General features: G+C 72.4%; 24 protein-coding genes. 14 read left to right on the top strand and 10 right to left on the bottom strand.

What is annotated here, in order from left to right; all coding sequences use genetic code 11:
* The first annotated feature begins 68 nt into the window (after positions 1-68).
* On the top strand, positions 69-671 hold the full coding sequence (locus N553_RS0108390; protein ID WP_081844421.1) for a TetR/AcrR family transcriptional regulator: 603 nt from the start codon (positions 69-71) through the stop codon (positions 669-671).
* A gap of 30 nt (positions 672-701) precedes the next feature.
* On the opposite strand, the gene N553_RS0108395 is transcribed toward N553_RS0108390, so the two are convergent.
* On the bottom strand, positions 702-1,409 hold the full coding sequence (locus tag N553_RS0108395) for a hypothetical protein (protein WP_034620879.1): 708 nt from the start codon (positions 1,407-1,409) through the stop codon (positions 702-704).
* A gap of 478 nt (positions 1,410-1,887) precedes the next feature.
* On the opposite strand from N553_RS0108395, the gene N553_RS0108400 reads away from it, so the two are divergent.
* On the top strand, positions 1,888-2,187 hold the full coding sequence (locus tag N553_RS0108400) for a hypothetical protein (RefSeq protein WP_028046141.1): 300 nt from the start codon (positions 1,888-1,890) through the stop codon (positions 2,185-2,187).
* 29 nt (positions 2,188-2,216) lie between these two features.
* On the top strand, positions 2,217-2,612 hold the full coding sequence (locus N553_RS0108405; protein ID WP_028046142.1) for a hypothetical protein: 396 nt from the start codon (positions 2,217-2,219) through the stop codon (positions 2,610-2,612).
* A gap of 53 nt (positions 2,613-2,665) precedes the next feature.
* Here N553_RS0108405 and N553_RS0108410 read toward each other — a convergent pair whose 3' ends face one another.
* The 3 genes from N553_RS0108410 to N553_RS0108420 form a co-directional block, all read right to left on the bottom strand.
* Complete coding sequence (locus tag N553_RS0108410; protein ID WP_028046143.1) at positions 2,666-3,094, bottom strand: YdeI/OmpD-associated family protein; 429 nt, start codon at positions 3,092-3,094, stop codon at positions 2,666-2,668.
* Positions 3,095-3,103: 9 nt separating this feature from the next.
* The gene (locus N553_RS25355) at positions 3,104-3,805 is read right to left on the bottom strand and encodes a DUF5701 family protein (RefSeq protein WP_051639922.1); all 702 of its coding nucleotides are present in this window, start codon (positions 3,803-3,805) and stop codon (positions 3,104-3,106) included.
* A gap of 80 nt (positions 3,806-3,885) precedes the next feature.
* Positions 3,886-4,881 carry a DUF3806 domain-containing protein gene (locus N553_RS0108420; RefSeq protein ID WP_028046145.1) on the bottom strand — a complete coding sequence of 332 codons (996 nt, stop codon included), beginning with the start codon at positions 4,879-4,881 and terminating at the stop codon, positions 3,886-3,888.
* 219 nt (positions 4,882-5,100) lie between these two features.
* On the opposite strand from N553_RS0108420, the gene N553_RS24215 reads away from it, so the two are divergent.
* The 3 genes from N553_RS24215 (at position 5,101) to N553_RS24220 (ending at position 7,514) form a co-directional block, all read left to right on the top strand.
* On the top strand, positions 5,101-6,213 hold the full coding sequence (locus N553_RS24215) for a D-alanyl-D-alanine carboxypeptidase family protein (RefSeq protein ID WP_051639923.1): 1,113 nt from the start codon (positions 5,101-5,103) through the stop codon (positions 6,211-6,213).
* A gap of 64 nt (positions 6,214-6,277) precedes the next feature.
* Positions 6,278-6,877, top strand: coding sequence for a hypothetical protein (locus N553_RS0108430; RefSeq protein WP_028046146.1), 600 nt, complete (start codon positions 6,278-6,280; stop codon positions 6,875-6,877).
* Positions 6,867-7,514: an OmpA family protein gene (locus N553_RS24220; RefSeq protein ID WP_081844424.1), complete on the top strand. Its 648-nt coding sequence runs from the start codon at positions 6,867-6,869 to the stop codon at positions 7,512-7,514. The genes N553_RS0108430 and N553_RS24220 overlap by 11 nt, the downstream gene beginning before the upstream one ends.
* A 70-nt stretch (positions 7,515-7,584) precedes the next feature.
* Here the strand turns inward: N553_RS24220 and N553_RS21860 are convergent, their stop codons facing one another.
* The 3 genes from N553_RS21860 to N553_RS25820 form a co-directional block, all read right to left on the bottom strand.
* The gene (locus N553_RS21860; RefSeq protein ID WP_051639925.1) at positions 7,585-9,054 is read right to left on the bottom strand and encodes an MFS transporter; all 1,470 of its coding nucleotides are present in this window, start codon (positions 9,052-9,054) and stop codon (positions 7,585-7,587) included.
* On the bottom strand, positions 9,032-10,108 hold the full coding sequence (ligD, locus tag N553_RS0108445; protein ID WP_028046147.1) for a non-homologous end-joining DNA ligase: 1,077 nt from the start codon (positions 10,106-10,108) through the stop codon (positions 9,032-9,034). The genes N553_RS21860 and ligD overlap by 23 nt, the downstream gene beginning before the upstream one ends.
* A gap of 81 nt (positions 10,109-10,189) precedes the next feature.
* Entirely contained in the window at positions 10,190-13,087 is a 2,898-nt protein-coding gene (locus tag N553_RS25820) for a helix-turn-helix transcriptional regulator (protein WP_028046148.1), read from the bottom strand.
* Positions 13,088-13,474: 387 nt separating this feature from the next.
* On the opposite strand from N553_RS25820, the gene N553_RS0108455 reads away from it, so the two are divergent.
* The 7 genes from N553_RS0108455 to N553_RS0108485 all read left to right on the top strand — a co-directional run bounded on the left by N553_RS0108455 (position 13,475) and on the right by N553_RS0108485 (position 20,032).
* Positions 13,475-13,840: a VOC family protein gene (locus N553_RS0108455; RefSeq protein WP_028046149.1), complete on the top strand. Its 366-nt coding sequence runs from the start codon at positions 13,475-13,477 to the stop codon at positions 13,838-13,840.
* Between the two features lie 111 nt (positions 13,841-13,951).
* A complete protein-coding gene (locus N553_RS0108460) occupies positions 13,952-14,392 on the top strand; it encodes an ATP-binding protein (protein ID WP_028046150.1) in 441 nt (146 codons plus the stop codon).
* A 132-nt stretch (positions 14,393-14,524) separates the two neighbouring features.
* Entirely contained in the window at positions 14,525-15,955 is a 1,431-nt protein-coding gene (locus N553_RS0108465; protein ID WP_028046151.1) for a chromosome partitioning protein, read from the top strand.
* Between the two features lie 118 nt (positions 15,956-16,073).
* On the top strand, positions 16,074-16,688 hold the full coding sequence (locus N553_RS0108470) for an RNA polymerase sigma factor (RefSeq protein WP_369796684.1): 615 nt from the start codon (positions 16,074-16,076) through the stop codon (positions 16,686-16,688).
* 78 nt (positions 16,689-16,766) lie between these two features.
* Positions 16,767-18,215 carry a hypothetical protein gene (locus tag N553_RS0108475; RefSeq protein WP_028046153.1) on the top strand — a complete coding sequence of 483 codons (1,449 nt, stop codon included), beginning with the start codon at positions 16,767-16,769 and terminating at the stop codon, positions 18,213-18,215.
* 51 nt (positions 18,216-18,266) lie between these two features.
* Complete coding sequence (locus N553_RS0108480) at positions 18,267-19,220, top strand: 5'-3' exonuclease (protein WP_081844425.1); 954 nt, start codon at positions 18,267-18,269, stop codon at positions 19,218-19,220.
* Positions 19,221-19,450: 230 nt separating this feature from the next.
* The gene (locus N553_RS0108485; RefSeq protein WP_028046155.1) at positions 19,451-20,032 is read left to right on the top strand and encodes a DoxX family protein; all 582 of its coding nucleotides are present in this window, start codon (positions 19,451-19,453) and stop codon (positions 20,030-20,032) included.
* 8 nt (positions 20,033-20,040) lie between these two features.
* Here the strand turns inward: N553_RS0108485 and N553_RS0108490 are convergent, their stop codons facing one another.
* A complete protein-coding gene (locus tag N553_RS0108490; protein WP_156043745.1) occupies positions 20,041-20,562 on the bottom strand; it encodes a hypothetical protein in 522 nt (173 codons plus the stop codon).
* 119 nt (positions 20,563-20,681) lie between these two features.
* On the opposite strand from N553_RS0108490, the gene N553_RS0108495 reads away from it, so the two are divergent.
* Positions 20,682-21,227, top strand: a complete 546-nt coding sequence (locus N553_RS0108495) for a ribonuclease H (RefSeq protein ID WP_028046157.1) — start codon at positions 20,682-20,684, stop codon at positions 21,225-21,227.
* Positions 21,228-21,377: 150 nt separating this feature from the next.
* Here N553_RS0108495 and N553_RS21865 read toward each other — a convergent pair whose 3' ends face one another.
* Together N553_RS21865 and N553_RS0108505 are read right to left on the bottom strand one after the other, a co-directional pair.
* Positions 21,378-25,283: a S8 family serine peptidase gene (locus tag N553_RS21865; RefSeq protein ID WP_081844426.1), complete on the bottom strand. Its 3,906-nt coding sequence runs from the start codon at positions 25,281-25,283 to the stop codon at positions 21,378-21,380.
* A 163-nt stretch (positions 25,284-25,446) separates the two neighbouring features.
* Positions 25,447-26,034: a protein-L-isoaspartate O-methyltransferase gene (locus tag N553_RS0108505; protein WP_028046158.1), complete on the bottom strand. Its 588-nt coding sequence runs from the start codon at positions 26,032-26,034 to the stop codon at positions 25,447-25,449.
* Positions 26,035-26,079: the final 45 nt, after the last annotated feature.

Consider the following 26,079-nt stretch of genomic DNA (forward strand, 5'->3'; position numbering starts at 1 on the left):
CAAAGTCAACACGTGTTTACATCACACTGGCCGCCGACTATGGTGTCGCAGCGACCGGGAGGAACGAGATGAGTGACGACGACGCGCACACGTCGCCGAGGCGCCGCGACGCCGACGGCACCCGCCAGCTGCTGCTCGCTGCGGGCCGGCGGCGGTTCGCTACCGAGGGGTACGCCGCGACGACGGTCCGTCACATCGCCGACGACGCCGGCGTCAACGTCGCCCTCATCAACCGCTACTTCACCTCGAAGGAGGGTCTGTTCGAGGCCTGCCTCATGGGTGCCGCCGACGAGCTCGAGCGCTCGCTCGCAGAGGAGGTCACGCTCGACCAGGTGGCTGCACGGATGGTCCAGCAGATGACCGGGCCAGATCCTGCGGACCGGCCGAACCAGCTGCTGCTGCTCATGCGCACGTCGGGCGACGAACGCGCCGAGCTGATCCGGTCACGAACGCTCCAGTCGTTCGCCGAGCGTCTCGCGGCGATCGCGGGGGGCCGCCCGGAGGACGCCGGTCACGAGCGGTCGCTGCTCGGCGCACAGCTCGTCGTCGCGGCGGCCTTCGGGATCTCGATCGTGCGGACCTGGACAGCGATGGAGCCCCTGACCTCGGCCGGTGCGCCAGAGCTGGCCGGGCCGATGCGCGAGCTGCTCTCCGCCCTCCTGGCGCACTGATCGGCGCCTCGAGGCACCTACCCGTTCGCACTACCCGTGAAAGCGAGCCGCCATTCGCACGAGCCTCGCCCACGGGTACTCCTTGATCTCCGTGACCAGCGCAGCTTCGGGCGCCGCCGTGCGCACCTTGAGCTCGACGTCCTCGAGTGCCAGGTATGGCGCCACCGCCTTCGATTTGGATTCCTTGAAGGTCTCGTACGCCTTGGCGCACTTGGTGGTGCTCTTCGAGAGGCTGAACGCGGCCTTGAGCACGTCGTCGGCCGGTTGCGGGGTGGCGTTCGGCCGATTCTTGAGGGCTTGGGTGACGATGCCGTACGTGGTGCCCAAGCAGCCACCGATGAGCTTCAGGATGTCTGAGTTGGTCTTGACCAGGATGAGGGCGCTCAGCGAGATCCCTTTGGCGCGGGCGTTGGCCACCCAGCCGTCGTACTGGGTGAGCGCCGCGCTCGCGGCCGGATCGAGCCGCACCTGCAGCGCGGCGGGGGCAATGTTCAGGTACAGCGCGGCGCCGACCCGGATCGGGATGCCGGGAAGCCTCTGGGCGGCGGACACCGTCTGGTAGGCCAGCTCCTCGACGTCGGGTGTGCGCGCGAACCGGGCGTTCGGCGTGGTCAGCAGCCACAGGCGGTCCGTGTCGTTGCGGATGTAGACGCTGGCGCTGGCCTGGTCCCAGCAGACCGTCATCCCATCTGCCGCCCGGGCGCCGTCGTACGTGCCGAACAGCAGGTAGACGGGCACCCACGGCGCTGTGCATGACAGGCCAGGTGTCGCCGCGTACACCGGCGGTCCTGGGGGTGGCCATGGTGGCGATGGCGGGGTCGGTTCCCACGCCGCGACGGCCGCGGTCGTGTCCGCGACGGCTTCGGCTCGGACCGCGTGCCCGGGCGCGAGAGCCGCGTTCCCTTCAGCAGGGCCGGCGCAGCCGACCAGGAGCAGCGCCAGGATGAGAGGCGCGGCTGTGCGCTGCATGCGGCTCACGTTGACGTCCTCGTCTGAGCGTCGAAACGATGGCGCGGTGCCGTATCCAGCGTCGGCGCTTGGGGAAACCGGGTCAAGGATGACATTTCGGGCACCGTGGAGGGTCGTTGGCCTCGAGTTATAGCGCCTCTCGGGGCCAGAGGGGCGCAGCGTGATGGATCGGGGCCTCATCCGAGCCAGGCGCGCGGTCCGGTGGCACCCGGCCCGAGCGTGCTTGCTCGTTGCGTACCGTGCTCCCGTGCCGTCCTACCGTGTGAGCGCCGTCGTCGGGCTTCTGCAGCCTGGTGTGGACGCCCCGGACGTGCTCCCGCAGGCGGTGCTCGTGGCCGAGTCGTTCACCACGGTCGAGGCGTTCGACGTCAGCGTCGTACGTGGTCAGGCGCGTGTGACGGTCCGGTTCGAGGCCGCGGACGACCAGTACGCGCGGCGGATCGGCTGGGCGGTGCTGGCACGCCTCGACGAGCTCGCGGAGATCAGCGGGCGGTCCGTGACGAGACGGTTCGGGTCCCGCTGGTACCCCGTCCGGGCGCAGACGTAGCCAGTGGCGCAGCACGTAGGGTCGCCCTCGTGGAAGAGTCGGGTGGCGCGCTGGTCAAGACCGGCAGGTCCGAGTGGGCACGGGACGCGAGGACGGTCGGGTGGTGGTCGCTCGCCGGGCTGCTCCTGCCCGCCACGCTCTCGGCGGTGCTGCTGGCGCCGTCCTCCGTGCTCACCGACCCGGAGGCGCTCCCCCGGGTCGTGGTGATGCTGCTGGCGTTCACCGTCATCATCGGTGTCCCCGCCGCGCTCGTGGGTGCGGTGCTTGGTCTCGTCGCCGTCATGATCGCGCGTCGGCTCCGGAGTCCTGACGACCCTCGTCGTCGGTTGGCCGTCGTGCGCACGTGCTGGTCACCTGCCGGCGCTTCCGAGCCGTGCACGCTGCTCTGCTGCTCCGGACCACGTCGAGCCTCGGACGCGTTCTGACCCGGTTGATGGCTCCCGGGTCGGTCTCGCGCGACAGTCCCTGCGCCGTCGGCCTAGCCGAGCTCCTCGACGGCCTTCGCGATCCGGCGGGCCCGGGTCTCGGGCGTCTTGGCGGCCTCGATCGGTTCGATGATCGCGCGCTTGCGGCTGAACGACAGTGCCTCGAGCGCAGCCTTGCCGGTGTCCGAGAGGCCGGCGGCGAGATCGTCCGGGACGGCGATGGTGCGCGGCTCGTCGTCGAACTCGATGTCGACGTCGACCTCCTCGCCCGCCGCGATCCCGGCGCCCGCGCGGTTCTCTGCGCTGACCGGTAGGAGCGTCCGACCGCCGTACGGGGTGACCGTGCTGCGGTAGGAGTACCCGTTGATCGTCACGACGACCGGGAAGCGGGCGCCGCGGCCCATCGCCTCGACGACCTCCGCGGGCACTGGCATGCCGGTTGCCGTCTTGCCGCTCAGCTCGAGAACCGTCCGGAAGCGCATGCGCTGAGACTAGAGGCCGATCCGCCCGGACGCCGAGGCTGCGCCGAGCCAGGTGTGCGGGTTGCGGTCCCAGCACCAGCCGAGCTTGGCGCGGCGCTCGCTGATCCAGACCGCGGGGACCCGTTGGTTGGTCCCCGTGCGCGAGCCCATGAGCGAGAAGCACTTGTTCGGTCGGAGCATGTCCGGGCGCACCACCGTGAGCGCGACGCCTTCGTCGATGGTCAGCGGCGTCCGGCCGCGATGGGTGATCGCCGCCAGCGCGGACTCCGGCGTCACGTTGCAGAACTCGGACCCCGTGTCGATTCCCCACAGCAGGTACGGCCCGTCGGGCACCTCGACCAGCGGCCTGTAGGTGGGCGCCTCGTCCCGGTCGATCACGCTGACGCCGAGCCGGCCGCCCCGGCGCATCGCGGGAGCCACGTCGTTGACGTCGAGACCCGGCACCACCAGCACGAACGGCACCGCATCGCCTTCGACGGTCGACGGCTCGGCCTGCTGCGGAGGCGCCGCACGCAGCGCCTGCAGGCGTTCGCGGAACGTCGGCTCCTCGATCCCGAGCAGCCCCGGGATGCCGAGCTCGACGTACGAGGCGATCTGCCGGTCAAGCTCCTCCGTGAACGAGGAGTCCTGCGAGAAGGCCGTCGATGCCGGCGACGGGGGAGCGGTGACCGTCGGCAGCGACGGGTCGACTGTGGTGACGGGGACGCCCACGGTGCCTCCGGGGTCGAGTGACGTAGGTCTCGTTCAACGGGTGGTGCTGGTGCACCGTTCCCGGGGACTCGTCGCTGACCTCAGAGGAGCGCGTCGCCCTGACCGAGGATGATCGGCTCGCCGAGGGGTCGGGCAGGGCGCGCACGGCCTTGCCCTGCTGGTGTGGCGGGCGCGAAGCGATGTGCGACGACGAGGCTCGGCCTGTGCGCGTCGGAGGCCTCCACCAGGACCGCGGGCGCGTCGCCGGTCTCCGCGGTGCGCAGCGACCCGTACCAGGCGACGGCGCCCCGCGCGGCTCCCGAGGAGCGGACCCAGTCGCGCGCGGCCTGCTGGGCTTGCGCCGGGTCGCCGCCGAAGCCGCGGACCTGCGGACCTGAGCCGCCGTCGACCAGCCCGAACGGGTGCATGTCGGCCGGCGTGGTCAGGACGAGGTCGAGTGCGCGCTCGAGGGCACCCAGCGCGATGTCCTGGGCCGCGGACGACGGGGGGTGCGGCAGCTCGGCGGGACTGCGAGGCAGGTCGTCGGCGCCACGGCGCGGATGCGGGACCGCGTCCAGGTCCGCCGCGGCAGGTGTGGGAGGCACCGATGTGCCCGGCACACCCCCGACGACCAGGTGCGCCGCCGCGCTCGCGACGTACTCGCCGACCCACTCGGGTGTGCAGCCGGTCATCCAGCGCGCACGGACGTCCGTCAGGGGAAGTGCGGCGTCCAGCCCGGAGGCCGACACGACGGTCGGCGTGGGGTCGGCCGAGCCGGTGTGCAGCGCCCACCGGGCGCCTGGGACGCGCGCGATCAGCAGGTCGCCGACGCCTACGCCGAGAGCGAGGACCAGAGCCGTCGGAGGTGCCGCGGGTGGGGCCGAGGCCCACGCGGTCCGAGCGCGGTGCAGGAGCGCGCCGAGTGCAGCGGGGTCCTTCACGTCGATTCCGGCACCAGCGAGGTGGGCCCGCGCTCGCGCGAGGTAACCGAGCTCGGCCGGCAGCAGCGTGCGGATACCGGGTGCGATGTCGACGGAGCCGGACGCGGAGGTGGGCAGCGTCGGGCGTGCATCCGTCATGCGGGCGGGATCGACCACGCTGACCTGCTCCTTGAGTGGTGGTCGCGATTCCACCCGGTGCGTCACACCCCTGGTGGAAGGGCATGTCCGACGTGCACCCTATGTCCCGTCGCGCACCTCGCCGAGCACCCGCCACGGGACATCCCGAGGGGTGGCGCTCGCGGCCTTCGCGGTTAGCCTGTCCTGACGCGGGGACGTGCCTGTCTCGTCCCCTCCGGCCGTCCCCGGAGCACTGACATGCGCCGACCCTCGCGCAGCATCGTCGCCGTCGTGACCACCGTCCTGGTTGCCGGTGCCGCCGGTGGTGCCTGGGCGTGGGACTCGCACCAGGACGATGCCGCGGCCGCACACGCGCGAGCCGTGAACCGCACCGCCGCGGTCGTCGACGCGCAGGTGTCCGACGGTCATGCCGCCGTAGGACACGACGTCGAGGTCGAGCGTGCGCAGGCAGCCTCGGTGCTCGCCGGGGCTCGCGACGATCTGCAGGGCAGCGCCGACGCCGCCCGCAGCACCCTCGGGGCGACCGACGGGCAGGTCACCGACGGGACCGTCCGGGAGGCGCTCGCCGCACAGGTCGCCGCGGCAGATGCGTTGCTGGCAGCGGTTCCAGCGGCGGTCTCGTCGGTGAGCCCGGCACCGTCCTCCGCGACGGCTCCCTCGTCGGCCCCCACGCCTGGTGCTTCCACGCCCGTAGCCGTCAGTGCGGCGGCCCTGCGCGAGATGGCCGTCGCACTCGCCGCGGGGAGCGCAGCCGTCGTCGCCTCGCACGGCGCCTGGGCGCAGCAGCAAGCAGCCCTCGCTGCCGCGAAGGCCGCGAGCCCCAAGCCCCGGGCCACCAAGCCGGCGACCCCCACGCCTGCGACCGAGGCACCCTCGTGCGAGACCACGTACACCGGCCCGCCGTTCTACACGTCACCACCCACCGAAGGGGGCGACGGCTCGAACGGCAAGCTCCCGCCGAGCGCGCTGACCGCGATCTCCTGGGCCACCGACCCGCACGGCACCCCCTACTACCTGCGCAGCGCCGCCGCGGCAGCCCTCGAGCGGCTCGACCGGGCGTTCCGAGCGGCGTTCGGCCACCACCTCGCTCTCGACCTGACCTACCGCGACTACGACACCCAGGTTGCGATGCGGGCGGCGCTCGGGACGGTCGCGGCCACCCCAGGAACCTCGACCCACGGGACCGGCCTCGCGCTCGACGTGCCGGAGCTGCCCTGCGAGTACGGCTGGGACACCCCTCAACGCGACTGGCTGATCACGCACGGACCGGCATACGGATGGACGTCACCCTCCTGGGCTCACTCCAACGGGTCGAATCCCGAGTACTGGCACTTCGAGTTCGTCGGCTGACGCTCAGTCCGGGACGGATCGGACATCGATCGCCTAGGGTGGGCGGCCGACCGAGGGGGCTGATGTGAGCGGCAACAGGCGCGCGCTTGTACTGACAGGGACCGCGCTCGCGGCACTCGTGCTGCTGGGTGGGTGCACGGGCGACGACGGTGGCGGTGACGAGACACCGGCCGCGACAAGCTCCGCGGACTCGGGCGACTCGTCGGCGAAGGTCGACAAGGACGCCGGCGTCACCGTCGACAAGGCCGATCCCGACGATGTGATCGCGGAGACGACCTACGACGTCCCCGGTCGGCCGGGGGACACCGTCCGGGTCGGGATCGAGTCCCTCACGGTGCACGGGGAGACGATGGAGCTGCGGGCCGTCTTCACGCCGGACCTGCCCTCGAAGGCGGCCGAGAAGACGTGGAACCTCTCCGACGCGACCCCGGACTGGTGGACGCCGACGCTCACCGACCGCGAGCACCTCAAGGAGTACTTCGTCCTCAGCAACACGGGCCAGGACTGGGCGACGGACCGGGTGTACGCCTCCACCACGCCGGGTGGGTCGATCCGCTACCAGGCGTGGTTCGCGGCGCCGCAGGACGAGGTCGCGACGATGGACCTGCAGTTCCAGGACGGCTGGGCGTCGTTCGAGAACGTGCCGATCACCTATGAGGGCTGACGTGGTCCGAGCGCGGGTCGCACGTGTGGCCGGGCCGCTGCTCGGCGTCGTCGTCGGCACGCTCGCGGTGTGCGGTGCGTACCCGGCTGCGGCGGCAAGCCCGGCGGCACCCAGCGTGACGACCGACGACTGGCAGACCCTCGAGGATCTCGGGCGGCCGGCGCCGACCGCGGACCAGCTCGAGCGCTCGGTCAGGGAGTACGCCTCGACTCTCGACTCGTGGCTGGCGGTGCTTCCGTACTCGACCGAGGGCGCGGTCAAGTCGCTCGAGACGACCGAGAAGGTCGACGCCGGGACGGTCGTCACGCTGACCTCCGACATCCTGTTCACGCCGGACAGCGCCGAGATCGCCGCACCCGCCCAGGCGAGGATCGCCGAGCTCGTCGTAGGAATCGCGGCCGGTACGCAGGTCGACATCGGCGGGCACACCGATTCCGTCGACACCCCCGAGCACAACCTGGACCTCTCGACGCGCCGAGCCCAGTCCGTGGCCGCAGTCATCGCGGCGGCCCGCCCTGACCTGGTGCTGAACGCTCAGGGCTTCGGTGAGACGCAGCTGAAGGAGTCCGAGTCCGGCGAGAACCCTGGCCTGGCCCGCGCGGCGAACCGACGCGTGGAGCTGCACTACGCGGGTTGAGCGCCGTGCGCTGCCGGCGCGGTCGTCACTCCCTTCGCAGGATGGCGATGCGGAGGGGGCCCGATGCCGGTCAGGCACTTGATCCTGCTGTCGGCGAGGTCTCGGCGGGGGGCCGGACCGCGTCGGCGGTGCTCGGCACAGTGAGGAGCGAGATCACCGCTCCGCCCGCGAGCAGCCCGGCGCACGCCAGCATCGCGACCCGGTAGGCAGGTTCGAGGGTCGTCGGGTCGGTGAGTGAGGAGCCGACCCCCGCGGCCAGGGGGAGCACCGCGATCGCGAGCAGCCCGGCGACGCGCGCGACCGCGTTGTTGACGCCGCTGGCCGCGCCGGCCAGGTGGTCGGGGGCGGCTGCGAGGGCGGTCGTCGTCAGTGGCGCGACCGTCGCGGACAGCCCGAGGCCGAATACCACGATGCCGGGCAGCACGTGGGTGAGGTACGGGGTGTCGGGCCTGACGCCCAGCAGCAGCACGACGCCGGCGGCGCAGACCGCCGGTCCCACGGTCATCGGGATCTTCGGCCCCATGATCGTGCTCAGTGCGCCCGCGCGCGGCGAGAGCACGAGCATGAGCACGGTGACGGGCAGGGGTGCGAGCCCGGCTGCGAGCGGGGAGTAGCCGGCGACGACCTGCAGGGTCACGACGAGGAAGAAGAAGATGCCCGAGATCGCGGCGTAGATCAGCAGCGTGGCGGCATTGGTGCCGGCAAACGGCCGCCACCGGAACAGGCCCGGCGGCAGGATCGGGGCCGCCGCACGGGACTCGACCCAGGCGAACGCGACCAGCGCCAGGACCCCGAACGCCAACGTCCCGACGACGACTGCGTCAGGCGTGCCGGACTCGGTCCAGGCGGTGAACCCGTACGTCAGCCCGGCCAGGCCGAGGGCGCCGAGCACGGTACCGACGACGTCGAGCTTCTTGGAGGCGTTGGCGTCTGCGCTCTCGGGGACGTGCCGCATGGTGACCGCCACCACGACCACCGCGAGCGGCAGGTTGATCCCGAACACCCACCGCCACGACGTGACCTCGACGATCCAACCGCCCAGGAACGGCGCGATCGCACCCGCGATGCCCCCGAGCCCCGACCACGCCCCGATGGCGCGGCCACGGTCCGAGCCCGTGAAGGTGGACTGGATGATCGCCAAGGAGCCGGGTGTGAGCAGTGCGCCGCCGACACCCTGCAGCGCCCGCGCGGCGACCAGCAGACCGACCGTGGGCGCGACGGCGCAGAGGAGCGATGCGACCGCGAACCACACGACCCCGAACAGGAAGATGCGCCGACGACCGAACCGGTCGCCCAGCGACCCACCCAGCAGCAGGAACGCCGCGAGCGTCAGGCCGTAGGCGTTGACGGTCCACTGCAGGTCCGCCGTGGTGGCGCCGAGCTCGTCGGCGATGTTCGGCAGGGCGATCGTGACGACGGTGGCGTCGATGAACGCGATGGCCGAACCGAGCACCGTGGCGAGCAGGACCCATCGGCCCCGGGCAGACGCGTAGAGGATGCCGTCGGCGGCGCGCGCGTCAGACGTCGCGGGGCCGGTCACGGTCCTTGCTCGGTTGCACTCGCTTCGGCTCGCCCGGCATCTTCGGGTACTCCGGCGGGTAAGGCAGGTCGCCCAGGCCGTCCTCGGCCTCCTGCCGGTCTGCGAGCTCGAGCAGCGTCTCGATCGAGTACCTCGGGGCCGCGCGGGCGACGAGCGGCGCGAAGAGGTCTCCCACCTCGGCGAACCGCGCCGGCATCGTGGTGACGGTGAAGTCGTCGGGCGCGACGTCGCCGACCTCGTCCCAGCGCAAGGGCGCCGAGACGGTGGCGCGCGGGTTGGTGCGGATCGAGTACGCGGACGCGATCGTGCGGTCACGGGCCATCTGGTTGTAGTCGATGAAGATCTTCTGCCCGCGCTCCTCCTTCCACCACTTCATCGTGACGTCGGACGGCATGCGCCGCTCGAGCTCACGGCCGAAGGCGATGGTGGCTCGGCGGGCCTCGACGAACGACCAGCGCGGCTCGATGGGCACGAAGACGTGGATCCCGCGACCGCCCGACGTCTTGGGCGTCCCTTCCATGCCGTACTCCTGCAGGAGCTCACGGACACGCGGTGCCACCCTGGCCGCGTCGGTGAAGTCGGTGCCTGGCTGCGGGTCGAGGTCGATACGGATCTGGTCGGGGGAGTCGACGTCGTCGCCGAGCACCGGCCACGGGTGGAACGTCAGGGTGCCGAGGTTGGCGGCCCACGCGACCACGGCCAGCTCGCTCGGCGCGACCTCGTCGGCCGTGCGCCCGCTGGGGAACGCGATCCGAGCGGTCTTCACGTACTCCGGTGCGCCCTGTGGGACGCGCTTCTGGTAGAACGCGTCGCCCGTCGAGTCCATCCGGGTGGCCAGCTTGGCGCCCTCGAACACGCCCTTGGGCCAGCGCTCCAGGGTGGTCGGCCGATCGAGCAGCGCCCCGAGGATGCCGTCCCCTACCGAGACGAAGTACTGCACCACGTCGAGCTTGGTCAGCCCGCGCTCGGGGAAGTAGACCTTGTCCGGGCTGCTGACGCGCACCGTACGGCCGTTCACCTCGAGCTCGACCGCAGGAACCTTCGACGGGGGCATGCTGCTCAACCTAGGGCGTGGGTCCGACAGCCGCCCACGTATTCGACGCGCTCAGCGGGGTGGGCCGAGCGGCCCAGCCGGTCAGCCGACACCGATCAGGCCCCGCTGGTGCGCCACCGAGACGGCCTCGGCCCGACCCGAGACCCCGAGCTTGGCCAGCAGGTTCGAGATGTGCACGGAGACGGTCTTTCCCGAGATGTACAGCTTCTCGCCGATCTGCCGGTTGGACAGCCCTTGCGCCACGAGTGCGAGCACTTCGGCCTCCCGCGCGGTCAGCACGTCGGCCCCCGTGGTGCGGACGCCCGGCAGGTCCAGCCGACCGCGTCGCGCGAGCCCGCGCACCGCCGTGGCCAGCGGGACGGCCCCCATCGCGTCCGCCTCGCGGAGCGCGTTCCCCGCCTCGACGAGGGCTCCGTCGCGGTCACCCGTCTCGAGCAGCGCCTCGGCGAGCCGGAACCGGCTGCGGGCCAGCTCGTACCGGTAGCCGTAGTCGAACTCGACGATCGCCTCGCGCCAGAGCGCCGGGTCGTTGGTGCCGACGAGCCGCGAGTGCTCGGCGTGCACCCGGGCGAGCCACGCACGGCCCTCCGGGCCCATGCGGCCACCGCGGGGCCGGCCACGCTCGGCGGTCTCGACCGCCCGGGACAGCAGACGGCTCCCGGTGGCCAGCGCCCCGGACACGTCCTTGCCCAGCAACCGGTCCTGCTGGGCCTGGTCGGCCAGCGCGGCCAGCGCCAGCGCGACGAGCCAGATGCCGCCGAGGAAGTAGTCCGACCACGCACGCCACAGGTACTCCAGCAGGCGCACCGCGAGATCGAGGGCGCCCTGGAGGTCGCCCCGCCAGGTCAGCGCGTCCACCGTGCACCCGCCCGCGACCAGCGCGATGAACCCGTCGCGGTTCCACACCTGCTCCAGTGCGAGGCCCCGCTCGACGGCGTCCGAGTCGCCTCGCGCGACCGCTGCGTACAGCGCCTGGGACTTGAGGATGTCCGCGAGCTCGTCGGGGATCCCGCCCAGCCCTGCAGGGCTCAGGTCCCCGGACACGTACCGGATCAGGTTGACGAACATGTGCAGCTCGAGGCCGTAGGCGCTCCACGTCATGCCGAGGGCACCGGCGCGCTGCACACCCTCGGCCGCCTGGGCGGCGGCCCCGGGCAGGTCACCCGCGTAGTACCGGTTGGACGTGAGGTTGTAGAGCGTCCGCAGCTCGGTGGCGTAGTCGCACGCCTCCCGCGCCCGGGTCAGCGCGGTGTCGAGCAGCTCGGCCGCGCGGTCCGCGTCGTCGACCACGAGCACCGCGAGCGAGGTGAGTGCGTCGCTCTCGGCGTCGGCCGCACCTGCCGCACGAGCCACCTCGACGGCCTCCTGGGCCGCGGCCAGAGCCTGCTCGTCGAGGTCGGCGTTCATGGAGGCTCGGGCGTAGGCGGCAAGCGCCCAGGCGCGTGCTGAGGTGTTGCCGGTCGGGAGCGCCTCCAGTGCCAGCGACGCCTCGCGCAGCGAGGCGGGGATGTCATCCGTCTCGAGCAGGTGGCGCGAGAGCACGGTGCGGAGCATGGCCTGACGCTCGATGTCCGAGGCGGTCTCCTCTACCGCCGCGCGCGTCAGCTGGGCCGCGCGGTCCACCTGCCCGGCCCGGCTCGCAGCCGCCGCGGCCGCGCTCAGGGCGTCTGGATGGTCGTGGTCCAGGCCCGCCGTGACCTCGGGAACCGCGGCCCACAGGCGCAGCACGACCTCGAGGTGGCGCACCTCCTCAGCCGGCGCGAGCACCTCGCGCGCCTGGTGCGCGGCCTCCAGCGACGCGAGCAGGGCGGTGGGCAGGTCCGGGGCCCGCAGCGCGTGCGAGGCGAGCTGCGACCACGGTCCGAGCGTGCGGTCGTCGCGCAGCACCTGCAGGTAGGTGCGGTGCAGCGCCGACTGCTCGCCGGGCAGCAGGTCGGCGTAGACGGCCTCCGCGAGCAGCGCGTGCCGGAAGGCGATCCGCTCGTCCTCGCCGCCCAGGACGTGGTGGGCGACCGCTTCGCGCAGGGCGGCGTCGAAGGCGCCGGGCGCCGAGAGCAGCGGGTCGGCGTCTGCGGCCACGACGGCTCGCAGCAGCGGCTCGGAGACGCGTCGGCCCGCCGCGGACGCGATCCGGGCGAGGCGCTGAACGGACGGGTCGAGCTGTTCCAGCCGCGACCGCAGGACGTCCGCGAGCGACCACGGCAGCTCGTCCGCCTCGGCCCCCGCCTCGAGCAGCTCCTCCGCGAAGTAGGCGTTGCCCTCGGAACGGTCGATGACGCGCCGCAGCGTGCGCTCCTCCAGCGGAGCACCGGCGAGCACGGTCGTGAACTCACGCACCTCGTCGTCCGTGAACGGCGCCAGGTCGAGCCGCTCGACCCGCGGGTGCCGGGCCAGCTCCGCCGCTACCGGACGCCAGGGGTGCCTGCGGTGGAGGTCGTCCGTGCGGTAGCTGGCGACGACCACCAGGTGCTGGTCGCGCAGCCGCGAGATGAGGAAGCGCAGGACGTCGCGGCTGGATGCGTCGGCCCAGTGCAGGTCCTCCAGGACGAGCAGCAGGGGATGCTCCGGCACGCCGACAGCGCCGAGCGCCTCGACCAGGCCGTCGAACAGCTGCAACCGGCTCGACTGGTCGTCAGGGGGTCCGGCGGCGCTCGTCGGACCGGGGAGCAGGCGGGCCAGGGCGGGGCGGTCGGCGACGACCGCGTCCACCGCCTCAGGATCGAGGGCCCGCAGCTGGGCGAGCGCCTCCGCGAACGGCAGGTACGGCAGCCCGATCTCGCCCAGGTCCACGCAGTGCGCAACCACGACCCGTGCGCCCGAAGCCTCCGCGAGCTCTGCCACGTGCCGCAGCAGGCGGGTCTTCCCGACGCCCGCGTCCGCCGCGATGAGGACCGCGGTCGGCTGACCGGCATCGGCGCGCCGCAGGGCCTGCGTGAGCTGGGCGACCTGCGGCGCGCGTGCCACGAACGGGGTGCTCATCGAGCCACGTGCCATGCTCCTGATCCTCGCAGCAGCCACCCACGCGCCGCACTGATCCGAGGGTGCGCAGATCGCGCAGGACGAAGCGACCCGTCGACCCGGGAGACCTCGTCCGGTCGCGCAGGGCGTCGGAGCGCGGTCGACATCCGGTCACGGCGGTACGCAAGCTCGCCGTCGAGGGCGGTTCCCCAGAATTCAGCCATGGTCTTCCTCCTCGGTACCCGCCGGGAAGTTCCCGACGTCGTGATGACAACCACGACTTTCGTCGTGAGGGGTGGGGTGCCGGATCGGTCGGTCGACGGGTCCTGGGGCACGACGTCGCCTGGATCTGGTCTGAGGTGCGTCTGAGGTGCCCTGAGGTACCTCAGACAGGGCCACCATGGGGTCATGGATCTTGTGCAGGTCGCCCAGCGTGCGACCGACCTGGACCGGGCGGCCGCGTTCTACGCCGACCTCCTCGGGGCGCCACCGACGGCACGGTTCGACCCGCCGGGGCTCCTGTTCTTCGACCTCGACGGCGTCCGACTGCTGCTCGACGTCAACGCGCCGAGCGCGTTGCTCTACCTACGGGTGGCCGACATCGACGCCACGGTCGGGCGACTGCGCGCGGCGGGGGTCGTCGTCGAGTCCGAGCCGCACGCGATCTTCCGCCACGACGACGACACGCTCGGGCCCGCGGGGACCGACGAGCTGCAGGCGTTCGTGCGCGACTCGGAGGGCAACCTGCTGGGGCTGGTGAGCCACCGGTCGTGAGCCGGGACCGAGCCCCAGGCAGCGCTCGTGAAGCGGTTGAGCGGGTGCGCTTCACCCGGACGCGTCACGGCACCCCGGGCGCGAGACCCCGGACTCAGGCACCCTAGACGGGTGGGCGACGTCAGGGACCTCCGCAGCGCAGCGAGCGCGCGGCGACGAGACGCGCACGTGGTGGACGCAGAGCTCGTCGTCGAGGCGGAGCGATCCGCACCACGTGCCGCGCGGCACTGGGTCATGCGCGCCGTGGCCGACGCAGGCATCGGCGGCTCGACCAACCAGGTCGTCGAGCTGCTCACGGGTGAGCTCGTCGCCAACGCGGTCGTGCACGGCCCTCCGGACCGTGCCGTGACGGTGCGCGTACGGATCGACGGCTTGGCGGTCCGCGTCCTGGTCAGCGACGCCGGCGGCGGTGTCCCGGTGGTCGAGCACCCCGAGCCGACGGCCCCCAGCGGTCGTGGTCTCGCGCTCGTGGAGGCGCTCTCGTCGGACTGGGGCACCGTGAGCAGAGCGGACGGCAAGACCGTCTGGTTCGAGGTCGTAGCGGACGACTGAGGCCCCTTCGGTGCGGCACGATCGTGAACCCGACGAATCGGATGCGCCCTGGCCTGCGGTTCGACGGTGCACGCAACGCCGACGCGGCGTAGTTTCGGGGACGGATCACCGCCGACGAGGGGCATCATCACTATGAGCGACGAGGGCCAGAAGGGGTCGACGGCGACCCGTCTGCCCGAGATCAACGCCGAGGTCCGCGAGGACGGTACGGGCGAGATCTCGATCGACGGGGTCGTCGAGCGTGTCACCAAGGCCAACCTGGCCGAGGCTGGCGCCGCGATCACCGCCCGGATCGCCGAGCTGGCCGTGTCGGTGGGGCAGCCCGTGCCGGTGCAGGTGCGCGACCCCGAAGGGCTCTGGTCGCTGATGATCCACCCCGACGGCGTCGTCGACGAGGCACCCGCGGCTCCGTCGGACGCGGCAAGCGCGACGGGCGGCACGCCCGCCGTGCCGACCGCCGTGAGCGAGAAGGACTCCGTCGCCGCGGTCGCCGGCCTGCCCGTGCCCCCGCCGCCCGTCGAGGCCCCTGCCGCGTCCGCAGCACGCGGGCCGGCGGCCAAACGTGCCGACGTGCCGACCACCCCGGCACCAGCACCGGCACCGGCGCCCACGGCTCCCAGCGGACCGCTCCCGACGCTCGACGACCTGCTCGCCGCCCGGCACCCCATCGAGACGGGCGGCCCCGCGGAGCACGGCTGGCGGCGCGGTGTGCGACGCGTGACGTTCGGGGCGGTCAAGCCTGGTCCCGGCAAGGTCGAGAGGCGTCGTCGGGCGGCGTCCGCGTCGGTCCGGCGGACGTTCGAGGGGCCCAGGACGATCGTCGTCGTGAACCCCAAGGGCGGCGCGCACAAGACCACCGCGACGATGCTCCTGGCCGCGACGTTCGGCCTGCAGCGCGGCGGGTACACGCTCGCGTGGGACAACAACGAGACGCGCGGGACGCTCGGCTGGCGGTCGTCGCACGCCGACCACACGCGCACCGCGGTCGACCTGCTGGAGGCGCTGCCGCGACTCTCGGCGCAGGGCACCGTGCGGATCGGGGACCTGGACGGGTTCGTCCGCAGCCAGCACAACGAGCAGTTCGACGTGCTCGCGTCCGACGAGAACTCGGCGTCGGCCTCCTCGGTGGATGCCAAGTCGTTCACGGACCTGCACCAGGTCCTGTCGAGGTTCTACCGGGTCATCCTGATCGACACGGGCAACAACATGCGCGCCTCGAACTGGCAGGCCGCGGTCGACGCCGCCGACCAGATCGTCGTCGTGTCCACCATCCGTGAGGACACCGCCCAGTCCGCCGCATGGGCCCTGGACGCGCTCCGCTCGAGCGGGCACGAGGAGGCCGTCCGCCGCGCCGTCACGGTGCTGTCCGCGCCCGAGCCCAGGGTCGACAAGGACCTCCACAAGCGGCTCCGTGCCCACTTCGGTGCGCTGACGCGGACCGTCGTCGACGTCCCGCACGACCGGGCTCTGGTAGCCGGAGGACCGATCGACTACGAGGCGCTGGAGCAGCGGACCCGTGACGCCTGGTTGCACGTGACCTCGGTCGTCGCCGACGGGCTCTGACGGAGGCCGTTCCAGCTCGTCGGCCTCAGGCCGTTCCAGCTCGTCGGCGAGCGCGTGCAAGATCACGCGTGCTCGGGACAGAGGGGAGATGTAGGCCATCGTCGACCCTGGGAGCACAGTGCCACCGCACAGCACGTCCACGTCCGAGGACGCGAACACGAACGCGCGTGGCGACGCCGTGCCCGGTGACGAACCGGACGACGGGCCCAGGCTCGTCGCCCGGACTCGTGCCGCTGACGCCGTGCCGCACGACGCGCCCTGGTTCGAGGCGCTCGTGGGGGAGCACGCGGCCGCCGTGCACCGGTTCCTCGCCCGCCGCACGGGCCGGGACGAGGCCGACGACCTCGCGGCCGACGTGCTGACGACGGCGTGGCGCCGGCGTGACGACATCCCGGACGGTGGCGAGCTGCCGTGGCTGTACCGGACGGCCGGCTTCGTCCTCGCGAACCACCGGCGCAAGGGCCGTCCGGTGCCGGTCGAGGAGGTCCCGGACGAGGTCGGCCCACTGGGCTCGGGCGACCCGGCGGCACTCTTCATCCAGGACGAGCAGGTGCGCACGGTGCTCGGCGCGCTGGCCGCGCGCGACCGGCAGATCCTGCTGCTCAACGCCTGGGAAGGGCTGGTCGGCGACGGGCTCGCCGCGGTTCTGGGCGTCTCCCGGGGAGGCGCCGACGCTGCCCTGAGCCGCGCCCGCTCCCGTCTGCGCGAGGCCTGGGCCGCGGCCGACGACTGACCGCTGCGGGCCCGCTGCAAGGTCAGGGCTCGCCGCGACACATACGGGGCAGACGACCACCCGCACAGGAGGCGCACGATGAGCGACGACCCGACCCAGCCGCACGACGACGACGCCGAGGGTATGGCGCAGGACACCGCGTTCGCGCGGCTGCAGGCTGCCGACCCGGCACGCGGCACGACTGCGGACCTCACGTCCGTCTACCAGGCCGTGTCGGCGGCGACGGGCGTCGCGGTGACCGAGGAGACCATCCCGGTCGACGAGCTGTCCGCCCGCCGGGCACGTCGCGCGCCGCGGTGGCTGCAGGCCGCAGCCGTCGTCGCGGGGATCGCGGTCATCGGCGGCGGAAGCTACGCGCTCGGCGGTGCGAACGCGGAACCGGCTCAGCTGGCCGAGCCCGCGATCAACCTGAGCAACGGCAACGGCAACGGCAGCGGCTCCAGCCAGGCCGGTCCGGCCCTTGCCCCTGAGGCCGCTCGGGACATGGCGTCGGGCGCCGACTCGAAGCTCGCCGGTTGGGGCTTCGGTCGGACCGTGTTCGCGTCCGAGGGGCTCTCGACCGACGGGGGCAGCGCACCGGCGTACGGCTTCGACGCTGCCGCCACCTTCTCGCAGGCGACGATCGAGCGGGTCGCGGCAGCGCTCGGTGTGACCGGTACGCCGCAGCAGCAGTACGGCCAGTGGACGGTCGGCCCGAACGACGGCTCGGGCGCGACCGTCTCGATCTCGCCGGACGGGTTGACGAGCATCTCCTACTACGACCCGGCCCGGGATCCCTGGACCTGCCTCAAGTACGAGATCCAGCCGGTCGAGCCGCCCACGGGCGCAGACCCGGCACAGAGCACGGAGGGGTCCGCGCAGACCGAGCCGTTCGCACCCGACCCCGCACCGGACACGTGCCAGACGAGCACCGACCCCGCGCCGACGGGGGACGCGGCAGTCGCCCTCGCGAAGGACACGATGTCCGCCCTGGGGGTCGACCCTGCCGGGTTCGAGCTCGAGGCGTCGACCGAACCGTCAGGCCCCCAGCTCACCACGGTGTCGGCCTACCAGGTGGTGGACGGCCAGCGCTCCGGGCTGTCGTGGAGCTTCTCGGTCGTGGCGACGGGAGTCCAGTCGGTCTACGGCGCGCTCGCGCCGACCGTCCCGCTCGGGGACTACGACGTGGTCAGCCCGTCCGAGGCCGCGGCCCGCCTCAGCGACCCCCGGTTCGGCCCGTCGTACGGCGGCGTGATGCCGATGTCGATGGCCGACGGCACGGCCCGGGCCGACGTGGAGGGAATGACCGCGGACGTCGCTCCGGCGCCCTCGGACGCCCCGACCGTCCCGGCGACCCCGAGCGCGGGCAGCCCGCTCGCGTGGCCCGTCCAGCACGTGACACTCGTGTCCTCGCGCCTCGGCCTCGCGTTGACCACTCTGCCCGGCGGTGCGTCCGTCCTGGCCCCGACCTACGAGCTCACCGACGCTGACGGCAGCATCTGGACCGTCATCGCGGTCGCCGACCACGACCTCGACTTCTCGGCCTGAGGCCTGCGGGGCCTGAGGCTGCCGGGACGGCCGGACTGACAGACTGGCCGCATGTCTGAACGCCCGGAGAAGCTGCTGCTGCTCGACACCGCCTCTCTGTACTTCCGCGCCTACTTCGGCGTCCCGGAGTCGACGACCGCGCCCGACGGCACGCCCGTGAACGCGGTGCGGGGGCTGCTGGACATGATCGCGCGGCTGGTCACGGACCTGCGCCCGACGCGGCTGGTCTGCTGCTGGGACGACGACTGGCGGCCGGCGTTCCGCGTCGACGCGATCCCGTCGTACAAGGCGCACCGCGTCGCCGTCGAGGTACCGGGGACCACGGGCATCGAGGTGGTCCCGGACACCCTCTCGCCGCAGGTCCCGGTCATCGTGGACGTGCTCGCGGCGCTCGGGATCGCCCGGGTCGGGGTGCCGGGATACGAGGCCGACGACGTCATCGGGACGCTCGTCGCCCGAGAGGTGGCGCGGCCGACGGACCGCGCGGTCGTCGAGATCGTCACGGGCGACCGGGACCTCTTCCAGCTCGTCGACGACGAGGTCCCGGTGCGGGTGCTCTACACGGCGCGCGGCATCCGCGATCTCGAGGTCGTGAACCAGGCCCGCCTCCAGGAGAAGTACGGCGTCGCCACCGGCTCGGGGTACGCCGACATGGCGGTGCTGCGGGGCGACCCGAGCGACGGGCTCCCGGGTGTGCCGGGGATCGGGGAGAAGACGGCGGCGGCGCTCGTGAAGCGCTACGGGTCGCTGGTGGAGGTCCTCGTGGCGCGTGACGACGGGGACGGCGGTCTGAGCCCGACGCAGCGGCGGCGGCTCACCGAGTCGGCGGCCTATCTCGCGGTGGCTCCGGCCGTGGTGCGGGTGGCCCCGGACGCCCCGCTCGGCGACGTCGACGACCGGCTGCCTTCGGTCGTGGCGGACGCCGGGGCGTTGGTCGCGCTCGCGGAGCGGTGGGGGCTGTCGTCGAGCGTCAAGCGCGTGGTCGAGGCCCTCGCTCGAGGCTGAGGCCGACGCTGAGCCGCAGGGCTGGGCCGGCGTTGGACCTGGACGGTCGGGCACCCGTCCGAGGGTGAATCCGCGGCGTACATCCACCAGCGCGCGCGAACCGGACGTATCAGACATAGCGGCATGTCCTCCTGTCGGGACGTGTTCACCAAGAGGTGGACGCATCCACGCCGGAGGCCTCCGGCGATCCGACCCCGAACGACGGGGTCTCGACCGGAAAGGCGCGTTCCATGTCTGCTGTCCCCACGTCGGCCGTGAAGTCCACGACCCCGGCGAACGTCCCGGACAACACCCTCGTCAGCCCCGCCAACGCCGGCCCCGTCGCCGGACGCGGAACCGTGGCGCGTGACGGCCTCGTCACGCGGCTCGTCGAGGGCCTGGCCCAGGTGCTCACCCGCTACTCGGTCACCGCGTTGCGGATCAGCCTCGGGCTGGTGTTCCTCGGGTTCGGCGTGCTGAAGTTCTTCCCCGGGATGAGCCCGGCCGCCGAGCTGGCCGAGCGCACGATCGGCGAGCTGACCTTCGGGCTCGTCGGACCGACGGCCGCGCTGTTGATCACCGCGATCCTGGAGACCTTCGTCGGTCTCACGCTGCTCACGGGCTGGTTCCTGCGGACCGGTCTGGTCGTGCTCGCGGGCGCGCTGGTCGGGATCATGTCGCCGCTCGTGCTCTTCTTCGACGAGCTCTTCCCCGCGGGCGGGCCCACCTTGACGGCTCAGTACGTGCTCAAGGACGTCGTCCTCGCCTGCGCCGCCGCCGTCATCGGAGCCGCAGCACTGGGTGCGCGGCTGCGCCTGACCGACCGTTCGTGACCGTCGCGTCAGCTCTTGACGAAGACGTTCGCCGCCGCCTCGTGCCATCCGGTCGGGGCGGTGGCGCCCGTCGGGACCAGTGCGACGTCGTCGATCCGCAGGGCGCTCCGGGCGCCCGCGGTGGAGCCGCACGCAGTCCGCGCAAGGTCGCCGACGGGGATGGCCACCAGGCAGATCTGGTCACCGGTCGTCGTGGCGACGTAGTAGGACACGGTCTCGCCGGCCAGCAGGAGGCGCGTGCTCTCCGAGTAGACGTGCGCGTCCGCACGCTCGCTCACGGCGATGACGTCTGCAGCGCGCTGCTGCTGCGCGAGGACGGGAACCAGGGTCACCGGGTCGGCGGCGGCTGACGCAAAGGTCTGCTGACCCAGGCGGACCCAGGCGAGCGCGCCGACGACGAGCATGAGGGCGGTGGCCAACGCCAGCCCGGAGACGGTCCTGGAGCGGCGGCGCGAGGGCGTCACCCCGCGAAAGCCGGTGAACGCGTCGCTGAACAGGTCTGCGTCGTCGAACGTCGTCGTCATACTCACCGTCATCGGTCCGTCGGACCCTGGACCTTGAGGGGGCGGGCGCACCGACTTCCCGATTCGTCCCCCGTTCGGGCGATGCGCTCACGGGGTCGGCCCCGGCGGGACGGCAGAATGCTCCTGTGATCACGGTCAGCACGGACGGCTCCTGCCTGCGCAACCCGGGCGGAGCCATCGGCTGGGCGTGGGCCAACCACGACGGCACCCATGACAGCGGCGGCCACGCCTCGGGCACCAACCAGATCGCCGAGCTCATGGCCGTGCTCGAGGCGGTCAGGGCGCACCCCGGTGACGAGCCCCTGACCATCCAGGCCGACTCGCAGTACGCGATCAAGTGCTCGTCCGAGTGGATCCACGGCTGGCGACGCAAGGGCTGGCGGACGGCGTCGGGCGGTCCGGTGCAGAACCTCGAGCTCATCAAGGCGATCGACGCGGCCATCGCGTCGCGGCCCGGCGGTGTGCGGTTCGAGTGGGTGCGTGGGCACCGCGGTGACCAGTTCAACGAGCGGGCCGACGAGCTCGCGGGGATCGCCGCCAGGGCCGTGCGTGACGGGGTCGAGCCGGTCGCGCCGTCGTTCGCAGGCCGTCCCGTCGTGGACCTCAGCCCGGTCGCGGTCTCGGTCGCGGTCATCGAGAGCCGCTACGAGGAGCCTGACGTCCTGTTCTGAGCAGGCGTCCTGGTCTGAGCAGGCGGCTCGACGCATCGGGCGCGGACGGTATCGGGACCGCGAGCCGGCCCGGTCGAGCAGGTGCGCGGTCCCTCAGCACAGAGGAGGGCCGCGCGTCGTGCTGACCGCGCGGCCCTCCTCCGCGAACCCTCAGCTGCGGGGCGTCACCTTCAGGGTGTGGCTGGCCACGGAGGCCCTGTAGCCACGGTCGCCGCCGTAGGTCGCGACGACGAGCGCCGACTTCTGGACCGCGGGCAGGGTGATCGTGCCGACGCCGTCGGTCAGGTGGGCGGTGCCGACGCGCTTGTGGTCGAGCATGACCACGACCGTGCCGGTCGGGGTCGGTGCCCCGCTGAGCCCGGTGACCTTGACGGTGATCGTCGGGGTGCTGCCCTTCGGAACCGACCAGCTCGTCGCCGACAGCGCGACGGACGACCGCACCGACGTCACCCGGTAGGACCTCTGCGTGTGCGACCCGGAGACGTCCGCACTGCCCGCGAAGACCGCGGTCAGCTGGTGCGTCCCGGCGGCCAGATCGGTCGGCAGGGCGATCGTCGCAGTGCCGACGAGTCCCGTGACGGCGAGCGTTCCCGTGCCGATCACGTGGCCGTGGTCCTTGATCGTCACCTCGCCGGCGGGGGCTGCCGAGGCGCCCGTGACCTTGACGGTCGCGGTCGTCGCGGACCCGTACGGCGCGCTGTTGTCGGACAGCTTGAGCGTCGTCGTGGACGTCGACTTCTTGATCGTGACGGTCACGGCTTCCGAGGTGGACGCGGCGTAGGTGCTGTCGCTCGGGGCGAACGACGCCGTGAGCGAGTGCTCACCGGCACCGAGCTTCACCGTGACGCTCGCCTTGCCCTTGACCACCTCAGCGGTCCCGACCGGCGTGGCGCCGTCCAGGAACGTGACGGTGCCCGCGGCCTCCTTCGGCTCGACGGTGGCCTTGAGCGTGAGCTCCTTGCCGGCCGTCTTCGGGCCCGAGACCTTGAGCGTCGTGGTCGTCGGCGTCGCCGGGATACCCGACTCGACCTGCACGACGGTGAACACTCCGGTGTCGGCGTAGTTCACCAGACCGACGTAGGTGCTCTGCGGCGTCAGCCCGGTCCACGACGCCGTGTACGTCACCGGCACGCCCTGCACCCCGGGGAGCACGGCCGGGTCCAGGACGAGAGGGGCCCCGCCGGCGACGACGGACGTGGCCGTCACATCCCAGGTGACGCCGTCGTTGGCACTGAACACGTCGACGACGACCCGGTACGTAGCCGCATCGGGAGCGACGATGTCCACGTGCTCGTCGGCCGAGCCCGTCGCGGAGGTCCACAGCGCGATCGGAGCGCCCTTGGCGTCGAGCTCGTACACGAGAAGGTCGAGGTCGGTCGTGTCGTCGACCGCGTCGAGGTCGAACCTCGCCAGCTCGGCGTCCGCCGGGACGTCGACCAGGTACTGGACCCGGTCGCCCGTGGCTCCGGACCCGCTGTGCTCGGTCTCGGTCCCGGTCGGGTCAGCGAGGTGCTGACCCAGGGTGAGACCCGACGTCGTGAGCGGGATGTCGCCGGTGCCGCCGGGAGTCACCTCGACGTCCACGGAACCGCTGGTCCCCACGCCTTCCACCGAGGCGGGCGCGACGATCGTGACGGGCTGCACGGCCACGGGGCTGCGCACCGTCGTGGTCCCCGAGGTCCAGGTCACTGCGCCGGTCGCGAACTCGTCGAGCGCCGCGTCCGTGCGCGAGAACGTCACGGTGTACGACTGCGACTCGCCGGCAGCCCCGAAGACGAGCTGGGACGGCTCGACCGTCACGTCGATCCCCGCGAGGCCCGACACCGAGGCGTCGAAGGTGCCCGCCTGTGTCGAGGTGACGGTGCGCGTCACCGTCTCGGGCGCCGTGAGGGTTCCGATGGCGATCGACGCGAGGTTGAGGTTGCTCGCGTCGATCGGCTCGACCCCTACGTCGACGCCGATGCCCTGCAGGTAGGCGAGCCAGTCGGGCGTGTCGTTGAGGTAGACCAGTCCCGGCTCGAAGAACCGGGTCGGGTCGACGTGGCCCGCGCCCTGTGCGAACGGGTCGGTGACCGCGGCGCCCGCAGCGTCCACCGTGTCGTAGGCGGTCGTCATCATGACCGACTTGATCTCGGCGGGGGTCGCGTTCGGGCGCTCACCCAGGTACAGGGCCGCCAGCCCGGTGATGTGCGGGGCAGCCATCGACGTCCCGCTCAGGAACTCGAACGTGGGCTCGGTGGTCTCCTGGTTGGGCCCGGCGGCCAGGATCGACACGCCAGGTGCGGAGATGTCGGGCTTGAGCAGGTCGCTGCCGTCGGCCAGGACCGGACCGCGCGACGAGAAGCCCGCGACCTGGGGAACCGTCGGGGTAGTACCCAGCTGGTTGCCCGTGGTGAAGGTCGCCGTCGCGCCCGGCGTGGCCGCGTAGGCGACGACCGCGTCGTGGTAGACGGCGTCCAGGTGGACGGTCGGGACCGCGTGGTAGTCGGTGTCGATCGATCCCGGTCCGACGTTCACCAGCACCATGCCGATGCCGCCGACGCGTGCCACCTCGTCGGACTTCTCGGTGCGGGCGTAGACGCCGCGCTCGCACACGATGATGGTGCCCGGCTGGACCAGGGCAGGGTCGAGGGAGCCGGGTGCGCAGAGCCTGGCGTCAGTGCCTCCGGCCAGCGCGACCGCGGGAGCGTTCACGAGCGCCCCGGTGAGCGGCGGAGCCGCCGGGTCCATGTCGACCGTGATCGACGCACCCGCGAAGGCCTGTCCGTCGCCGAGGGTGACTGTCGCCTCGTAGCTGGGGATCGTGGAGGCAGCGACCGTCGTGATCCAGGGGGAGGCGTTGTCCAAAGTGGAGGCCCCGGGTCCGGCGTTGCCCGCGGACGCGGACACGAAGATGCCGGCCGCGGCGGCGCCGAGGAAGGCGTCATCGGTCGCCGAGTACGTGGTCTGGGCGGCGCTGCCGCCGATCGAGTAGTTGAGGACGTCGACACCGTCGGCGATCGCCTGGTTGACGGCGGACAGGATGTCGCTGGTGGTGCAGCCGTCGTCGTCCTGCGATGCGGGGTCGGGTCCGGACCAGCAGACCTTGTAGACCGCGATCCGCGCCCCGGGCGCCACGCCGGAGATGGGGCCGAAGTCGTTGCCGCCGATCGAGGTGGGGGTCGCGACGTTGCCGGCTGCGGTGCTGGCGGTGTGCGAGCCGTGCCCGTCCCCGTCGCGCGGGGACACGAACTCGCCGGTTCCCGTCGAGGCGTTGCCGAGGTTGGCCGTGCCGAAGCCCGTGACGTAGTACCGGGCGCTGATGATCTTGGTGGAGCAGTCGTCCGTGGTGAACTGCTCACCCGTCGTGCAGGTGCCGTGGAAGACGCCGCCGTCTGCCTTGTCGTAGACGATCGTGCTGCCGTCGAGGTGCGGCTCGGGCGCTGCGGAACCGGCGAGCGGGCTCCCCGCGAAGGCGGGGTTCTCGGGCGCGATGCCGGTGTCGAGCACACCGACCACGACGCCGTCTCCGGCCTGCTCGGCACCGCCGATCGACTCCCACACGCCACCCGGTCCGTCGAGTCCGAGGAAGGTGGTCGACGGGACGGCGGTGATGTGCTTGAGCTCGTCCGGCGTCACGGCGACAACGTCGCGGTTGGCGAGGAGCTCGGCGGCCTGCTGCGACGTGAGGTCCGCGGAGAACGCGTTGAGGGCCAGCGTGTAGGACGTGTCGATGTCGACGCCGGCCGCGTCTGCCACGGCCTCCTGCTTGTCCACCAGGTAGTCGCTGTAGCTCTTCGCCGGGGCCTTGCGGGCGTCGAGCTGGTCGCCGGCGTCCGGCTGGGTTGCCGCGTATCCCGAGACTCCGCCCTGGTACGTCGCGACGGAGCTGTCGGCGAGCGTGACGATGTAGCGGCCCGGCTCCAGTGGCGTCTTGGGGGTGCCGCCCGAGGTGCTCCCCACGATCGGACCGGTGGTCGGCGGCGGTGCGGCAACAGCCGTTCCGGCCCCGAGCGTCACGGTGGCGGCCGTGAGCGTCAAGGCGGCGAGTGTGGCGACGACGGATCTACGTGACATGTGCGCATCCCTGGTTCGCGGCGGGCCGACGGACAAACACTCGGCATGACGCAAGTCACACCGAGTGCCTGACTCGTGCACGTTACTGACCCGTTTCCCCATTTGCCATAGGGCGGGCGTTTCCTCCGGTTGCCGGCGACCGGTCGCGCGGCGGCCGACCGTCTCACCGCAGAGGTACGAAGCGGTAGGAGCCGTGCGACGTCACGGTCGTGCGACCCCCGGACCGGACGACGACCTGGAGGGTCGAGCGCACCGGGATCACCATGCGCCCGCCGTCCTCGTCGAGCTGTCCGACCAGCTCCTCAGGCATGGACACCGGTGCGGCGGAGACGAGGATCCTCGGCCATCCGCCGTCGACCCGGCGCCCGAGGACGCCTGGCTCGGCGGGCTCCAGCACGGCCCACGGCATCCGGTGCGCTGCGAGGTTGGCCGAGCCCCAGCGCGCGAGCTCGAGGTCGAGCTCCAGGCCGAGCACGCGCCCGTCCGGCCCGACGAGCCGCGCGAGCAGAGCCGTGGTCCAGCCCGACCCAGCGCCGACGTCGAGCACGCGCGCGCCCACCGGAACCTCGAGCAGCCGGAGCATCGTGGCCACTGTGCTCGGCTGTGAGCTCGTCTGGCCGTGCCACAGCGGCAGGGGGCGGTCCTGCGAGGCGTAGGCGCGTTGCTCCTCTGGGAGGAAACCCGAGCGAGCGAGCGCGCGCATCGCGTCGGCGACGTCGGCGGCGCGTTGCGGGTCGGCGCCCGTGCGCATCGTCCGAGCCTACGAGCAGGATCCGCTTCGGGATCCGTCGCCGGT

The sequence above is a fragment of the Cellulomonas sp. URHE0023 genome (assembly GCF_000688475.1).
Classification (GTDB): domain Bacteria; phylum Actinomycetota; class Actinomycetes; order Actinomycetales; family Cellulomonadaceae; genus Cellulomonas.

What these genes read in the sequence shown, in the direction of transcription:
- N553_RS0108485 (WP_028046155.1), top strand. Translation starts at nt 19,451, where the DNA reads ATGTCTGCTGTCCCCACGTCGGCCGTGAAGTCCACGACCCCGGCGAAC.
- ligD (WP_028046147.1), bottom strand. Translation starts at nt 10,108, where the DNA reads ATGCCCCCGTCGAAGGTTCCTGCGGTCGAGCTCGAGGTGAACGGCCGT.
- N553_RS21865 (WP_081844426.1), bottom strand. Translation starts at nt 25,283, where the DNA reads ATGTCACGTAGATCCGTCGTCGCCACACTCGCCGCCTTGACGCTCACG.
- N553_RS24220 (WP_081844424.1), top strand. Translation starts at nt 6,867, where the DNA reads ATGAGGGCTGACGTGGTCCGAGCGCGGGTCGCACGTGTGGCCGGGCCG.
- N553_RS0108390 (WP_081844421.1), top strand. Translation starts at nt 69, where the DNA reads ATGAGTGACGACGACGCGCACACGTCGCCGAGGCGCCGCGACGCCGAC.
- N553_RS25820 (WP_028046148.1), bottom strand. Translation starts at nt 13,087, where the DNA reads ATGAGCACCCCGTTCGTGGCACGCGCGCCGCAGGTCGCCCAGCTCACG.
- N553_RS0108505 (WP_028046158.1), bottom strand. Translation starts at nt 26,034, where the DNA reads ATGCGCACGGGCGCCGACCCGCAACGCGCCGCCGACGTCGCCGACGCG.
- N553_RS0108410 (WP_028046143.1), bottom strand. Translation starts at nt 3,094, where the DNA reads ATGCGCTTCCGGACGGTTCTCGAGCTGAGCGGCAAGACGGCAACCGGC.
- N553_RS0108475 (WP_028046153.1), top strand. Translation starts at nt 16,767, where the DNA reads ATGAGCGACGACCCGACCCAGCCGCACGACGACGACGCCGAGGGTATG.
- N553_RS0108465 (WP_028046151.1), top strand. Translation starts at nt 14,525, where the DNA reads ATGAGCGACGAGGGCCAGAAGGGGTCGACGGCGACCCGTCTGCCCGAG.
- N553_RS0108455 (WP_028046149.1), top strand. Translation starts at nt 13,475, where the DNA reads ATGGATCTTGTGCAGGTCGCCCAGCGTGCGACCGACCTGGACCGGGCG.
- N553_RS0108480 (WP_081844425.1), top strand. Translation starts at nt 18,267, where the DNA reads ATGTCTGAACGCCCGGAGAAGCTGCTGCTGCTCGACACCGCCTCTCTG.
- N553_RS24215 (WP_051639923.1), top strand. Translation starts at nt 5,101, where the DNA reads ATGCGCCGACCCTCGCGCAGCATCGTCGCCGTCGTGACCACCGTCCTG.